The sequence below is a fragment of the Campylobacter sp. 2018MI01 genome (assembly GCF_018501205.1).
Lineage (GTDB): Bacteria > Campylobacterota > Campylobacteria > Campylobacterales > Campylobacteraceae > Campylobacter_E.
On the sequence record NZ_JAHCZE010000040.1, the window covers coordinates 1 to 15,257 of the forward strand.

Annotated in this window: 7 protein-coding genes and 4 pseudogenes; all 11 read left to right on the forward strand. The window is 26.3% G+C overall.

Features of this window, described 5'->3' with window-relative positions:
* Nucleotides 1-183 (forward strand): annotated as a pseudogene (locus KJQ97_RS06685) (LolA-like outer membrane lipoprotein chaperone); the annotation flags it as partial.
* Between the two features lie 4 nt (nt 184-187).
* On the forward strand, nt 188-1,219 hold the full coding sequence (aroB, locus tag KJQ97_RS06690) for a 3-dehydroquinate synthase (protein WP_214118405.1): 1,032 nt from the start codon (nt 188-190) through the stop codon (nt 1,217-1,219).
* The gene (locus tag KJQ97_RS06695; RefSeq protein ID WP_214118407.1) at nt 1,216-2,784 is read left to right on the forward strand and encodes a mechanosensitive ion channel domain-containing protein; all 1,569 of its coding nucleotides are present in this window, start codon (nt 1,216-1,218) and stop codon (nt 2,782-2,784) included. Before aroB ends, KJQ97_RS06695 begins: the two co-directional genes overlap by 4 nt.
* Nucleotides 2,768-4,015 (forward strand): tRNA (N(6)-L-threonylcarbamoyladenosine(37)-C(2))-methylthiotransferase MtaB, encoded by a 1,248-nt coding sequence (mtaB, locus tag KJQ97_RS06700; protein ID WP_214118410.1) that lies wholly within the window; start codon nt 2,768-2,770, stop codon nt 4,013-4,015. The genes KJQ97_RS06695 and mtaB overlap by 17 nt, the downstream gene beginning before the upstream one ends.
* Entirely contained in the window at nt 3,990-5,510 is a 1,521-nt protein-coding gene (locus KJQ97_RS06705; protein WP_214120350.1) for an AAA family ATPase, read from the forward strand. Before mtaB ends, KJQ97_RS06705 begins: the two co-directional genes overlap by 26 nt.
* Nucleotides 5,511-5,519: 9 nt before the next feature.
* Nucleotides 5,520-6,053: a molybdopterin adenylyltransferase gene (gene mog / locus KJQ97_RS06710; RefSeq protein WP_214118414.1), complete on the forward strand. Its 534-nt coding sequence runs from the start codon at nt 5,520-5,522 to the stop codon at nt 6,051-6,053.
* 85 nt (nt 6,054-6,138) lie between these two features.
* Nucleotides 6,139-10,014 (forward strand): hypothetical protein, encoded by a 3,876-nt coding sequence (locus KJQ97_RS06715; RefSeq protein WP_214120351.1) that lies wholly within the window; start codon nt 6,139-6,141, stop codon nt 10,012-10,014.
* Nucleotides 10,015-10,283: 269 nt separating this feature from the next.
* Nucleotides 10,284-10,970: pseudogene (locus KJQ97_RS10045) on the forward strand (cache domain-containing protein); the annotation flags it as partial.
* A gap of 363 nt (nt 10,971-11,333) precedes the next feature.
* Nucleotides 11,334-11,828, forward strand: a pseudogene (locus KJQ97_RS10050) (methyl-accepting chemotaxis protein); the annotation flags it as partial.
* A gap of 37 nt (nt 11,829-11,865) precedes the next feature.
* Nucleotides 11,866-12,176, forward strand: a pseudogene (locus tag KJQ97_RS06725) (DMT family transporter).
* 206 nt (nt 12,177-12,382) lie between these two features.
* On the forward strand, nt 12,383-15,257 hold a 2,875-nt coding region (locus tag KJQ97_RS06730; protein ID WP_214120353.1), incomplete at its 3' end, for a beta strand repeat-containing protein.

The window sequence follows — 15,257 nt, forward strand, 5'->3', positions numbered from 1 at the left end:
GCTAAGTATGATAATATAATTTATTATGTAAAAGTGCTTAATAATCTTTTAACAAATATAAGTTATAAAGATGAATTAGATAATCAAGTAAGCATAGATTTTATAAATTCAAAAATTAATTTAAAAATAAATGATGATATTTTTAAATATAGTATTCCAAAAAATTATGATGTAATAAGGTGAGGTTATGGTAATAGATATTGATTTAAAAGATAAAGCATATAAAGTTTATATAGATGAAGAATTAAAAATAAATAAAGATTATGTAATTTTAACTAATACAACTTTAGAAAAACTATACTTAAATGATGTTTTACAAAAAATAGGAAAACAACCAAAAGCGATAATAGTTATACCAGATGGAGAAGAATACAAAAATCAAGAAAGCGTTAATTATATTTTAGAAGAACTATTTAAGGCTGAAATTAGTAGAAGTGATTTGCTAATTAATCTTGGCGGCGGGGTAATTAGCGATATTGGTGGCTTTGTAGCTAGTATTTATAAGCGTGGAATAAAACATATAAATATAGCTACAACCTTACTTGCTAGTGTTGATGCAGCAGTAGGTGGTAAAACAGGCATAAACAATGCTTATGGCAAAAATCTAATAGGCACATTCAAGCAACCTAGTGCTGTTTATATTTTCACAAATTATTTTAAGACTTTAAAAAAGGCTGAATTAAGTGCTGCTATGGCTGAAGTTATTAAAATGGCTGTTTGTTTTGATTTGGATTTTTATAACAAATTAAGCAAATTAAGTTTTGATGATATTTTTGATAATATCTTAGAATTTGTAGAAAAATCAATAAAAATTAAAGCAAATGTAGTAATAAATGATGAGTTTGAAGATAATCTTAGAATGAAACTAAATTATGGTCATACTTTTGCTCATGTTATAGAAAATGAGACGAATTATAAAGGCTATTTACACGGAGAAGCTGTTGCTATTGGTATGGTTATGGCTAATAAATTGGCTTGTAATTTAGGTTTAATTTCAAAAGAATTTGAAATAAGTATTTTAAATACTTTAAAGAATTTTAATCTACCTACATTTTATAAAATCAATTCATCTTCTAAATTCTATGAAGGATTTTTCCAAGATAAAAAAACTCTAAGTGGAAAAATCAACTTTATTTTACCTAGCAAAGAAGATTTAAGTATTATTAAAAATGATATTTCAAAAGATGAGATATTAAAAGTTTTAAGGGAATTTGAATGAGATTTTTATTAGCTTTTTTTGTTTTTGTAACTTTTATTTATGCAGAAAATACAGAAGAATTTACAAAAAACCTTGAGGGCGTGTATTCTGTCAAAGAAAAATTGCATATTATAAATAATGAATTAAAAGACAATATCACTATAAAAAATTATAAAAATTATCAAGAATATTTAAGATTAAAAAATGAATTAAAAGAAGCAAATGAAAATTTATTAAAAGCTAAAAAAACTCAAAAAGAACAATTAGAAAATACCATAAAATCACTTGAAGATAAACTAAGTGTATTAAAAGATTATGAAAGCTACAGCGTAGTAAAATATTTAAATCTACCAAGTGAGCCTACTGAATATAAAAAGATTTCAAATATTTATTTAGTTATTGAAGGTTTATCAGAGCGTAAAGAATTAGCTAATGAGAAAAAAGAATATGAAATAAAGTTAAAAGATTTTACTACATTAGTATCTAAAATAGATAAGAAAACAAAGCTTTTACAAGAACTATATGACATTGAGCCAAGTGAGAATTTAAGTCAAGAATTAGTATATTCTATAAAAGAATTAAATGATTATAAAAGCGCTTTAGAAAATATCACAAATGCTTTTGAGATATTTAAAGTTAAGGCAAATAACACAATTAAGCTTATAAATAACGATATAAAAAAGCAATATGATAGTGCTATATTTTTTATAGCAATTATTATTTGTATATTTATTGCTAGGTATTTATTAGGTTTGATGCTTAGAAAATATGTTGATGATAAAGATAAAGTTTATACTTCTTTCAAGATTTTAAATATATTTACTTTTATTATTGTTTCTATGTTTTCTATATTTTATTTTGTTGAAAATATAAGCTATTTAGTAAGCGTACTAGGATTTGCATCAGCTGGTCTTGCTATTGCTATGAAAGATATGTTTATGAGCTTACTTGGTTGGGCTACTTTACAATTTGGTGGTGGCTTTCATGTAGGTGATAGGGTAAAGGTTAGTAAAAATGGAGTTACTTATGTAGGAGATATTATTGATATTTCTTTACTTAAGATGACTATATACGAAGATGTTACATATACTACTTTTTTGACAAATCGTCGTGCTGGAAGAATTATTTACATACCAAATCACTATATTTTCACAGAATTAATATCAAATTATAATTATTCTTATATGAAAACCGTTTGGGATGGAATAGATATAGTAATAGATTTTTCAAGTAATCTTGAAAAGGCAAAACAAATAATTTTAGAATCAGCTAGTTCTCATACTCAAGCATTCAGCGATAGTGCAAAAAAAGCAATTCAAAAAATGAGAAATCATTATCAAATGAAAAATTCAGGAACAGACCCAAAACTATTTGTAATGTTAGAGCAATACGGGATTAAAATATCTATTTGGTATATGACAAATTCAAGAGAAGCTCTTAAAATGCGTTCAATAGTAAGTGAAGAAATTATTAAAAGATTAAAAGCAAGTGATGATATAAAATTAGCTTTCCCATCACAAACTATTTATATGGATAAAAGAAATAATCAGCCATTTTTAAAGGATAATAATGAAAATATATATTAAAACTTTTGGTTGTAGAACCAATATTTACGATAGCGAACTAATCAAAAGCTACATAAAAGATAATGAAATAATAAATGATGAATTGCAAGCTGATATGATAGTAATTAATTCTTGCACGGTTACTAATCAAGCCGATTTAGGCTTAAAGCAATATATAAGACATATTAAAAATCATAATCCAAATACTAAATTCATCTTAACAGGTTGTGCTGCGGCAAGTATTGGCAAAAGCTTATATGATAGCAAAATAGTTGATGGTGTAATGGGTGCATCTTTAAAGTCAAATATAAATAAGTTTATACTAAATCCAAAGGAATTTGATTTAGGAAATCTAAATTTCATAGATGAAAAAATAGTAAGCAATTACGAAAACCACACAAAAGCATTTGTTAAAATCCAAGAAGGCTGCGATTTTGCTTGTTCTTATTGTATTATTCCTAGTGTAAGGGGTGGGGCTAGAAGCCTAAAATTAGAGCAAATTATAAATCAGATAAAAACCCTAGCTAATAATGGTTATAAAGAAGTAGTTTTAACAGGCACAAATATAGGTAGTTACGGAAAGGATTTAAATCTATCTTTAGCAAAATTACTTAAAGAAATTAGCAAAATAAATGGGATTAAAAGAGTTCGTTTAGGTAGCATTGAGCCGGTTCAAATTGATGATGAGTTTAAAGAATTATTAGACGAAGATTTTATTGAAAAACATCTTCACATAGCCTTACAACACACAAATGAAAAAATGCTAAAACTAATGCAAAGAAGAAATAAAGCTTATAAAGACTTAGAATTATTTGAATATTTAGCTAATAAAGGTTATGCCTTAGGCACTGATTATATAGTAGGTCATCCAGGTGAGAGTGATGAAATATGGGCTGATGCTATTAATAATTTTAAAAAATTTCCAATAACTCATCTTCACGCTTTTGTGTATTCTAAAAGAGACGGGACAAAAAGCGTAGAATTAGCAAAGACTTTAGGCGAAGTTGATAAAAATATCTCAAAGCAAAGATTAAATGAGATTAAAGAAATTACTAGATTAAAAAATTATGAATTTAGAAAAAATCAAAAAGATTTAATAGTATTAGTAGAGCAGTTTAAAGACGGCTATTATCAAGGATATGACCAATATTTTAATTTAATTAAAATCAAATCAGATAAAGATTTATTAAAAACTTGGATAAATATTAAAGATTACGAGGTAGAAATTGACAAAAATAAAGCCATTTACTAAAAATATCAAAATAATAATCGCTTGCATAATTCTTGCAATTATAGCTTTAGGAATATTTTCGCTAAGTAAAAAAGAGCAAAATATATCTTTAAACGAGTTTTCATCATTAGAATTAAAAAATATTTCAAATGCTTACATTTATGAAAATATGCTTTATTTTTCAATAAATGATAAAGATTATAAAATTCTAGCTGATGAAGAAATAATCAAAAAAATCTTAAAATACAAAAGTGTAGAAAATAAAACAGAATTTGATTATTCAATAATTTTAGTTTTTATTATGATAATAATTTTTATTTATTATCTAATATATTTAAGAAATCTTAGCACAAAACAAGGCATATCAAATCATCCAATTAATAATGTCTTAAAGCCTGAATTTAGATTTGTTATCAAAACAGATAGTAATTTTAATGATGTTATAGGTCAGTTTAAAGCCAAAGAAGAATTAAGAAAATTAAGCTCTATTTTTAAAACCAACAATCCTTGTTTAATAAAAGGAGTGTTATTAACAGGTGCTAGTGGAGTAGGTAAGACTATGTTAGCAAGAGCTTTAGCAAATGAGTGTGGGGTTAATTTTTTATACCAAAGCGCAAGTAGCTTTAATGAAATTTTTGTAGGTCTTGGAGCAAAAAGGGTTAGAGAATTGTTTGCAAATGCTAAAAAATTAGCACCTTGTATAGTGTTTATTGATGAAATTGACGCACTTGGAAAGCAGCGTGGCAATGCTTTAGCAAACGATAGTGAAAATACACTTAATGAATTGCTAACTCAAATAGACGGCTTTGCAGAGCTTAAAAATGTCTTAGTAATTGCTGCTACAAATAGAGCTGATGTTTTAGATACGGCTTTACTTAGAAGATTTGATAAAAAAATTCATTTTACCTTACCAAATTATAGCGACAGAATAGAATTCTTTAAACAACTTGTTAAAAAAGATTTAATAAGTTCTGATTTTAATTTAGATTATTTAGCTTATATTTCAAAAGGTTTTAGCGGGGCTTCTTTTAAAAGCTTAGAAAATGAATTGTTGCTAAGAGATAGATTAAGCGAAAGAGAAATAATAAATGAAATTTTAGTGATAAAACACGGAATTAGCGAAGATTTAGAATTAAGCGAAAACGAGCAATATATTCAAGCTATTTATCAAGCAGGTAAAATCACTATGGCAAAGATTTGTGATGCGAATTTAATTTATGCTAATTTATTTACATTTGAGTATCTTTATCCAAACGAGCATATAAAATCATTTTCAGAAATAAAAAACGAAATCAAAATTCTTTTATCAGGAATGTTAGCAAATGAATTATTTTTAGGCGAAAATTACAATAATTTTTCTAAAGATAGAGATAAAATACAAGAATTAAGCAAATTTTATGTGGAATTTGAAATATCATCTTTAGAAGAAGAATGTAAAGAATATTTAAAAGCTTATGAAGAAGAGATTAAAAATACAGCAAATGAATTACTCTTAAATAAAGAAATATTTTTTTAAAGGATAAAAATGGATATTATAAAAATAGGGATAATTACGAGTTCAGATAGAGCAAGTGCAGGAGTTTATGAAGATATTAGTGGAGCAGAAATTAGAAAAATTATGCAAGAATATTTATTAAATGAAATTGATTTTAAATACTCATTAATCCCTGATGAAGAAGAACTAATTACAAATGAGATTATTAAAATGGCTGATGAATTTGAATGCGATTTGGTATTTACCACAGGTGGAACAGGACCAGCTTTAAGAGATGTTACACCAGAAGCAACAAAAAAAGCAATTGAGCGTGAATTACCAGGGTTTGGAGAATTAATGCGTGCAAGCTCACTTAAGATTGTCCCAACAGCAATCCTAAGCCGTCAATTAGCGGGGACAAGGGGTAAAACTCTAATAATCAATCTCCCAGGTAAGCCAAAAGCAATTCGTGAATGTATAGAGCCTATTTTTCCTGCGATACCATATTGCCTAGACTTAATGAATGCAAGTTATATAAATGAGAGCGAAAATGCACCAAAGGTATTTAGACCAAAAAGTAAGTAAAAAATATTCAAAAATGCACACAAGTGCAATAATTATTTAATAAAAAAAATTATAATTTAAAACTTTAATTTTTAAGGAGAATAATATGAATAGGAAAATTGTGTTTTCATTAGTATTATTATCGGCTTTTTCTTATGCAAATGCAGAGACTAGAACGCCATTACAAATAGGTATAGCGAGTGGTGATAGTGAGATCCAAAATAAAAATCACCTTGAAAAATGTATTAATTCTGTGCCTAGCAACAGAAGTATTAATGGCTTGAACGATTGTGCTAAGCTAAGAAAAATGAACGATAAATTTTATGTTCATTGTGTCGCTGAAAATCAAGATATAACTGATAATTCAAGTTATTTTCACTTGATAAATATTTTAACTCAAAAAGGCGATGTTACTAAGAACCCAGAAAAGGTTAGATATGAAGCATTAAGACAATGTGGAGTTAGCTATTTTGATGTGTTGATGTATTCAGCTTATAAAATGGCTATGAAATATACACCTAATGATAAAGCTAGAAATTTTATTGTTAGTTATAGAGATAATGTTATTAAAGAGAAATTAAATAAAACTAACAAAGAAGTATGTAAAAAAGTTCTTGAAGCAGAATTAAATTATATTAATAACTATGCTACAAGAAGTTTAGATGATATAAATTATGACCCATATTATGCTGCAGTTGGTTATAAAGCACCTGAAGTTCAAAATTTAAAAGATTCTAAAAACTTTACTACTACAGTTAATTTAAAATCTGACTTAGATAAAAATGATGATAAGAAAATCATTCAAGAATACTATAAAGAATTTCAAACTAATACAACTGGTAGAGTTGTAGTTTCAAGTAGTCCAACAGTTATTAATGGTCAATATTTGGTGTATTTGTTAGATCAAAATGAGTTTGCAGGAAGTAATGGTTGGGTATATAAAAACTTCTCAAATATTGTTGGTGATAAAACAAACGCTAGCGATATTACAGGAATGAAAGGTTGTGTAGGATTAGACGAAGGAAGCTTAACAACAAATACAATTGATTCTTGGGATAAAAATAAATTAATTTTTGTTAATGAAAACTATAATAACCCTGTAGTTTTAGGTGTTTGTGATGTTTATAATAAGTATTTAGAAAAAAATAACAATCCTAATGCTTTTGCTAAAAGTAGAGCTTTAGAAGCGATTTTATTAAAAAATTCAAAAATCAAACCTTATAACTCAAATGATTATTTTGCTGATTATAATGATAATAGCAATGGTAACCGTGTTAATGATTACGCTGGTGGTGTTAGTAAGTGCTATAATTATGATTTAGAACATTATTCATCAAAATTTTCAAGAGTTAATTATTTTGATTATTTCAATAATATAGAATTTAGAAAAGATGATGCTCAAGAAATAGTTAGAAAAAATTATGTATTTAGTATCCACAAAAATAATACTACTAGAAAAGGTATTGTATTAGATGATAACAGCACTTATAATTTTAGCGTCAATGTAAGACCTTCTTTTAAAGTTAATAAACAATACGAATCTTACAGAAATGGTTCTGTTGTAAATACTCAAGTATCAAATCTAGCTGTTAAATTTATCCCTGATGCTAACTATTATCAAATAACAAATGAAGCAAATCAAACTGATAAAAACGATAGCAAACCTTTAAAAGTTTCTAATTTAGATGATGTTTATATTGCTTTAAATAATGATAAAACTCCATTTAATGCTGAAGATAGAAAAGCAAGTAATATTTCAGTTAAATATTATCTAACAAGTTTTCAATTAACAAAGCAAAGAATGGCAGATGCAAATGGTGCAGTAGATGCTAATGAAGAAGTAATCTCAGACAATAATCAATATGAATTAGTTCAGAAAGAAAACATAACTGGTTTTGGATTAAAATTTACAAAAGATACATTCAAAAAACTAGCTAAAATTGATGATAATGATTTATTAAAAGGTAATATTTATGAATTTACATTCAAACCTTTAGAAATTGTAGAAGTAATTACTGAAACAAACAGAGAAGAAGTATGCCCTTCAAGTGGTGTTTGTAAAATTCAAGAAGTAAAAAGAACTTATAAAAGACCAATGTTTCAAGCATCAGGTAAAGATATTGTAGAAGGTGCTCCAAAGGGTAGTGTAAAAATTATCTTAGGTCATAGTGAAATGCCAAATGGTATTAATTTTGGAACAGCTTATAATAATATTGATGCTACTAAAATATTAGAAAATAATAAAATTGCTTCAAATACAAAAGTAGCTGATAAGATTTATACAAGAACAAGTAGCCAAGATATATATTTAGGCTTTACAAAACCAGATGTTAAAGTTCTTTATAATCAATACATTAAGTTTTATAATGGTTCTGATGAGTTAAATGCAGATATTTATAATGGAACTCAAAAACTTTCAAAATCAATTACAGAATGTAAAGGTTATTATCCAATTGATAACAAAATGGTTCTACATTTAAAAGATAAATTAGCTGTAAATCAAAATTATCAATTTAGATACGAAATTGCAGAATATGATAGAATTTTTGAAGAATGTTCAGTATTAGGCGATAGAAGTTCAAATACATTCTCAATTAGACCAGATAGCATTACTTATAAAGTAGGCACACTTGATACATTTGATAAAAAAGCAGGTAAAGAAGATAAAAAATATCCAAACAATAATGTAACTTTCACTGCGGATTTAAAAGATGATAGATTTGGAATTAGTGTTGCAGAATTAAAAGTAAGTGATTCAAAAGGTAGTGTTAAGAAATTCTATTTAGAAGATAAAAACTCAGTTCAATTAAATCAAGTTGGCTCAAAAGCTACTGCTAGAACATTTGTTGATTTTAATAAAACAAATGGTAATTTTGATATAAAAACCGTATTTCCTTTAGTAACAGACGCTCAAATAGCATTCTCTGAAAATAAATTTACTATAGGAGATTTAGAGCAAGATTTATGCGTAAATTCTAATGTTGCTGTAGATATTACTAATGCTAATAAGATTAATTCAGATGGTAAAATTAACTGCCAAACTCCAGGTAATGAACTTACTGTTAATTTTATAGCAGATGAGACATTAGGCTTAGAAAAAGACAAGAATGAAAATGTAAAGATCCCAGATGTAACAAATAAAAATTTTGTTAATTATGTTCCATTTAGCGATAATGATAGTGAAAGATTAACTATCCCATTACAAATCACAAGCAAAAATGCTAATGAATATTTTTATAAAAAATTTAGCGATAATGAAGTAGAATTAAAATTGGTTTTAGATTACAGTAAAGTACCTGATTTAAATAAAATGATTATAAAGGTAGATCCACGTAATACTACATTAGATATTACAGCAACTAGCAAGATAGGTGAGTTTAGCATAAATAATCTAAATAAGACTTTTGATGAAAAATTAGTAGAACTTCAGGGTGCAAAATTAAGTGATTATGATGAAAATAATTTTGATGCAAAAGACTTTGGTAAAATCAATTTCAAAATTGGTTATTTAAAAAATACAGGCACTAAGCCTAATTTAGACCCTGTATTTAAAATAACTGGAGCAAATGCTGAAGTAAAATTTAAAAACTCTAAACCATTAAAATATCCTAATATCTTGACAAATTCATACGAATTTGCTTATACAGGAATGTTCTTTAAGGATTTAAAAGAAACTAAAGACAAATCATTAGTTATCAATTATGACAACGCTGGGGTGTTTAAATATGATAATAATAAATTTGTTAAAGTTCCAAACGCTAATATTAAAGATTTTACAAAATTATTTAATGGAGCTAAGGGTGATTTTACCTTTACTAGTGATTATTCAAAAACTACATTTAGTGGAGATACATATAATATTCCAAGCAGTGTAGAAAGTAATCAATATTTTAAAGATACTTTAAGATTTAGAATTGATCCAAAAAAAGCCAATAGTTACTTAAATTCTGACGCTACATTTACAATTGAATTTGTAAAATAATTATCTAGCCCTTAGTTTATCTAAGGGCTTTTATTTTTAACATATATTTCTTATTAATTTATTTACTATTTTTTAACATTATTTTAACTTAGCATAAATAGAATTAGCGATTTTAATTATTAAAATATTAAAGGAGCTATATGAAATTATCTTACAAAATTACTTTATTTGCTTTTGTTTCATTACTGATTATTAATTTAAGTGCTATTTTAGTAGCTAGTAAAGGTATGAATGAATTAGACAATATCGCTCAAGAAGCTCTTGACAATATGAGTGTTGATGACGCGAAAAAAACAGCAGTTAGTATTACTAGCTTAATTACTTCAATGTCTAAAAAAATTCATTCAGCAAGTGAAAATCAAGAAAGTTATAATAAAAATATTCTTACATTTTTAAGTGAATTAGACTTAAAAAATCGCTCTGTTAATTTATTTGTAATTAATAAAAAAGGCGAATATGTAATGCACTATTTAAAAGATAGAATTGGTGAAAATGCTTATAATAAAAAAGATTCTAATGGTAAATTATATATACAAGAAATAATTCAAACAGCAAATAATGGCGGTGGATTTGTAACAACTCATATGAAAGCTGATAAGACAAGACCAGAAAGAGATGTGGTGTATTATGTAGAAAAAGATAGTTTTAATGATTATGTATATATAAGCGTAATTTATTTAGTAGAAGCTAAAGAAGAAATAGCAGGAATTAGTGCAAAAGTATTGGATAAGAAAAATGAAGTTGTTTTAAATTATTCTGTATTTGCAGTTATTTTATGTATTATTATCCTTGCTTTATGGCTGATTGTTATTAGAATTTGGATTAGTAAACCATTAAATGAACTAACCCAAAAAGCTTATGATTTATCTAAAGGAGATGGGGATTTAACTAAACTTTTAGAAATAAAAGGCAAAGATGAAATAGCAAGTGCTAGTAAAGCTATAAATGATTTCATTGGTAAGATTAGGACTTTAATTAACGAAGTAAAACAAATATCTTATGAAAACAAAACAATAGCAGCCGAGCTTAGTAGTGTTAGTATGCAAACAGGAAAAAGAAGTGAAGAAAGTTTTAATATAGTTGAAAATGTTGTTGAAGAAGGTAAATTAACTAAGGATAGTTTATCATCAGGTATAAATAGTGCTAATGATAGTAAAAATGAGCTAAGAGATAGCACTGATAGTATTCACGAAACAATTAATACAATTAGCTCTTTAACAGATGAAATAGATAGAAGTGCTAGTATAGAAAGTGCTTTAGCTAGTAAGATTGAGCAATTAAGCCGTGATGCTGATAATGTTAAATCTATTTTAGAAATAATTAATGATGTAGCAGACCAGACTAACTTACTTGCATTAAATGCTGCAATTGAAGCAGCACGTGCAGGAGAGCATGGTAGAGGATTTGCCGTAGTAGCTGATGAAGTAAGAAGCCTAGCAGAAAGAACTCAAAAAAGCCTTAGTGAAATAAATGCAACAATAAGTGTTATAGTTCAAGGTATTAAAGATGCAAGCGAGCAAATGAGTGATAACTCTAAGCAAATTGGCAATCTAACAAATGTTGCAAATGGTAGTGAAGAGCTAATTAAAAATATGGAACAAAAATTAAAAGAAGCAATAATTAGTAGCGATAAGACTGTGGATAATTATATTAACGCTAGCAAACAAATTGAAGATATTTTAAATGAAGTTTCGCAAATTGCAAAAATTACTAATGAAAACGCAAGAAGTGTAGAAGAAATAGCAAAAGCTGCAAGTCAATTAACTAATATCAGCGAAGAATTAGATAAAAAATTAAGCGAATTTAAATCATAATATATTCTTGCTAAGATTTTGTATTTAAGGAGTTTTAATGTCTTGGATATACTTAATCTTAGCAGGTGCTTTTGAGATTGGTTGGCCTATTGGCTTTAAATTAGCTAGTAATGGCTCAAAAATATGGATAATGTTTTCTATAGTATCAATGGGGCTTAGCGGGTTATTTTTGTATTTAGCGCAAAAAATATTCCTATCAGCACAGCTTATATTGTATGGACTGGTATTGGTGGGTTAGGAACGGCTTTGATTGGGATTATGATTTTTAATGATAGTATTAGCTTTTTAAAACTTATGTTTTTAAGTCTTATATTAATAGGGTTAGTTGGAATTAAAATTGTAAGTTGATATTAAAAAAGATATATTTTAATAATTTGTTTATTTTATTAAATCTTATAAACATTTATATAACTTAGAATATATTTATATAAAATATTTAAAAATATTTTTAATTTTATAAATACCCCCCCCCATTTTGTTAGTAATTGATTAACCTTTATATATTGATTTTTAACTATAATAAAGCATTTTTCATTTATTTTTTAGGGGAGAAAATGAATAGAACTATAAAATTATCTTTAATAACTTTTATATTAGCGGGGGGGGGTAATTTAGCTCTTGCTGATACTATTCCAAGCACTGCTATAAATTCTTTAGCGTATCATAAGATAACTTTGAATAATAAGCAATCTATTTTAAGTAATACTTATGATAAAGCTACTGATATAACATTTACAAGTAATGATGTTAATAAACATATTATTTTAGGTGAAAATAATAAAGAGCATATAATTAAAGATGTTAATATTAATCTTACTCAAAATAATGGAAGAATTTGGGCTCAAGGAAATTTAACTTTAAATAATTTAAATATTTCAAAAGTTATTAATAGTGAGCATGGTTTTATAATCAGCAATAATTCTAATGTAAAAATGGTAGATGGAAGTTTAAAAAATATTGCTATTAATTTAGGTAGTTCTAGCGCAAACGGTTCACTTAGTCTAGATAAAGTATCTTTAGAGAATATTAAATATGGTTATATGACAGATAAAAGTGCTGGTTTGGTTATTTCAAATTCAACAATAAAAGATAGCGATTTTAAGCACAATACTACTATAGATAATTCTGTATTATCTGGTACCATAAAAGGAAATATTACGCTTGTTAATAAAGTGGATTTATCTAAAGCTACTATAGATACTACTGATTTAAAATTGAATAATATCGAAGTTAAAGGGCTAGGAAATGATAAATCAGAATTGAAAGCAAGTGGTTGGATAACTAATTCCGGTAATGTTAGTTTAGATAATATTGCAATAAATAATACAAATATTAAAACAAATCATCATATAATTTTAGGTAATAGTGGCAATGATCATGATGTTAACTTAATTATAAATAATAGCGATTTAACTAATACTGCTATAAATCGTTATTCTAAAAATGTAAATAATGCAGTTTTAACTATTAATGATAGTAGATTAAATAATACTAATTTAGCTAATGATAATGCAGGACTTGGAAACGTATTTATAAATGATAGTATTATTAATAATACAGATAGTAATGTAAGTATTAACAAAGGCGATAATAAAGGAACTTTTTATTTTAAAAATTCAGAAGTAAATAGCGTTATAAATGGTGGAATTCTTAATTTTGATAATTCACAAGTTAAAGGTAATATTAGTGGTGAGCTTAATTTTACAAACAAATCAAAAATTGATGCAACTATTAGCAGTGGTAATATTACTTTAGATAATTCAGAAATAAGTGGAAGTATAACTGCGAGTAATTTAACTGCTACAAATAATTCAATTATAAATAGCAAATCTATTATAAGTGGAACTACTGATATTAAAAATAGCACAATAAAAGCTGATATTTCAAGTAAGAATTTAAATATTACAAATTCAACTGCTAGTGGAACTGCTGATAAAAAATTAGATATAAAATCTACCGGAAATCATATGCAATTAAATGGGGTTACATTTAGCGATGTTGCTCTTAGTTCTGGCAATAATAGAATTGATTTAAACGGAGATAATACCTTTAATAGAATTTTAGTAGAAAATACTAGCCCAAAAGGAACAGGTCATCATATAACTTTAGGTAATAATGCTAGTGCTACATTTAATGATAGTGAATTTATAAATACTGCTATTAATAATTACTCTTGGACTTATAACAACACGACTACTTTTAATAAATCAAAATTTACTAATACTTCAATAGGTTCAGCTAGTGCAGCATCTACTTCTAAAGTGTATATAAACGATAGTGAAATCAACAATACAGATACTAATGCAACAATAGGTGGTGGGACTATTTATCTTACTAATTCCACAATAAATAGTGATTTTACTGGTGGTCATATATATTTTGATACTAAAAGTAAAGTAACAGGCACTTTAAAAGGTTCTAGTTTTCATTTAAACAATATTACTAAATCAGCAATTAATGATAATATTAAGTTAGAAAGTGGAAATATAATTGCTTATGAAAGTCTTGAATTAGATGGTAAAAAGGATTTCATAAAAGAAAATACGGATTTAAATTTTTTAATTGAAAATAATTCGGAACTAAGGCTTAATAATTTAAATATATCAAATACGGAAATTAATTCTTGGAAATATAATAAAGATGAATTGACAAATAATAAATTATATATATCAAATTCTACTTTAAATGAAGTTGGGATTGGCTCAAAGGTTAATGGTGCTATTAAATATCTAACCGATTATTTAAGTTTAGATAATGTTGATATAAACAATACTCAAGCAAACAAAACTATGTATGCAAAAGTAATTGATATTAAAGGTGGTAATATAACAATACCTATGATTACTACTCTGCATCAAATTTATGCAAAAAATATAGATGGGAGAGATTTTTTCAATGTAAATAAAACTGATACTTTTATCAATGTAGATAATGCAGTGATTAATTCAAATATAGAAACAGGCGAACTTCATCTTAAAAACAATTCAGTTTTAAATGGAAATATTCAAGGAACTCATAAAGTTTATATAGATAATTCTACTCTTAATGGAAATATTACGAAAGATAATAGAAATACTTGTTATGAGCAAGAAGGCTGCACCGGAGAAATAGAAGATGTAATCATCACAAACTCAACTATAAAAGGCGATATAAACGAAGTAGGTAATGTAAGCTTAACTAATACTAACCTAGAAGCTTCAAATGTAATAGTAAAAAATGATATTAGCATAGATAACTCAACTAGCACTGAAGCAAAAACCATCACAGGAAATTTCAAAGTAGGCAACGACTTTAAATCAAGTAATACAATTATTCAAGGTAGTATTAATACTACAAATAATATGGAATTAAATAATTCTAATATTAAAGGCGATATAACTGCTAATAATTTAACTTTAAATAATTCTAGTATTACTAATAAAGCTGATG

Coding starts and splice junctions, on each gene's coding strand:
- KJQ97_RS06715 (WP_214120351.1), top strand. CDS start 6,139: ATGAATAGGAAAATTGTGTTTTCATTAGTATTATTATCGGCTTTTTCT.
- mtaB (WP_214118410.1), top strand. CDS start 2,768: ATGAAAATATATATTAAAACTTTTGGTTGTAGAACCAATATTTACGAT.
- KJQ97_RS06695 (WP_214118407.1), top strand. CDS start 1,216: ATGAGATTTTTATTAGCTTTTTTTGTTTTTGTAACTTTTATTTATGCA.
- mog (WP_214118414.1), top strand. CDS start 5,520: ATGGATATTATAAAAATAGGGATAATTACGAGTTCAGATAGAGCAAGT.
- aroB (WP_214118405.1), top strand. CDS start 188: ATGGTAATAGATATTGATTTAAAAGATAAAGCATATAAAGTTTATATA.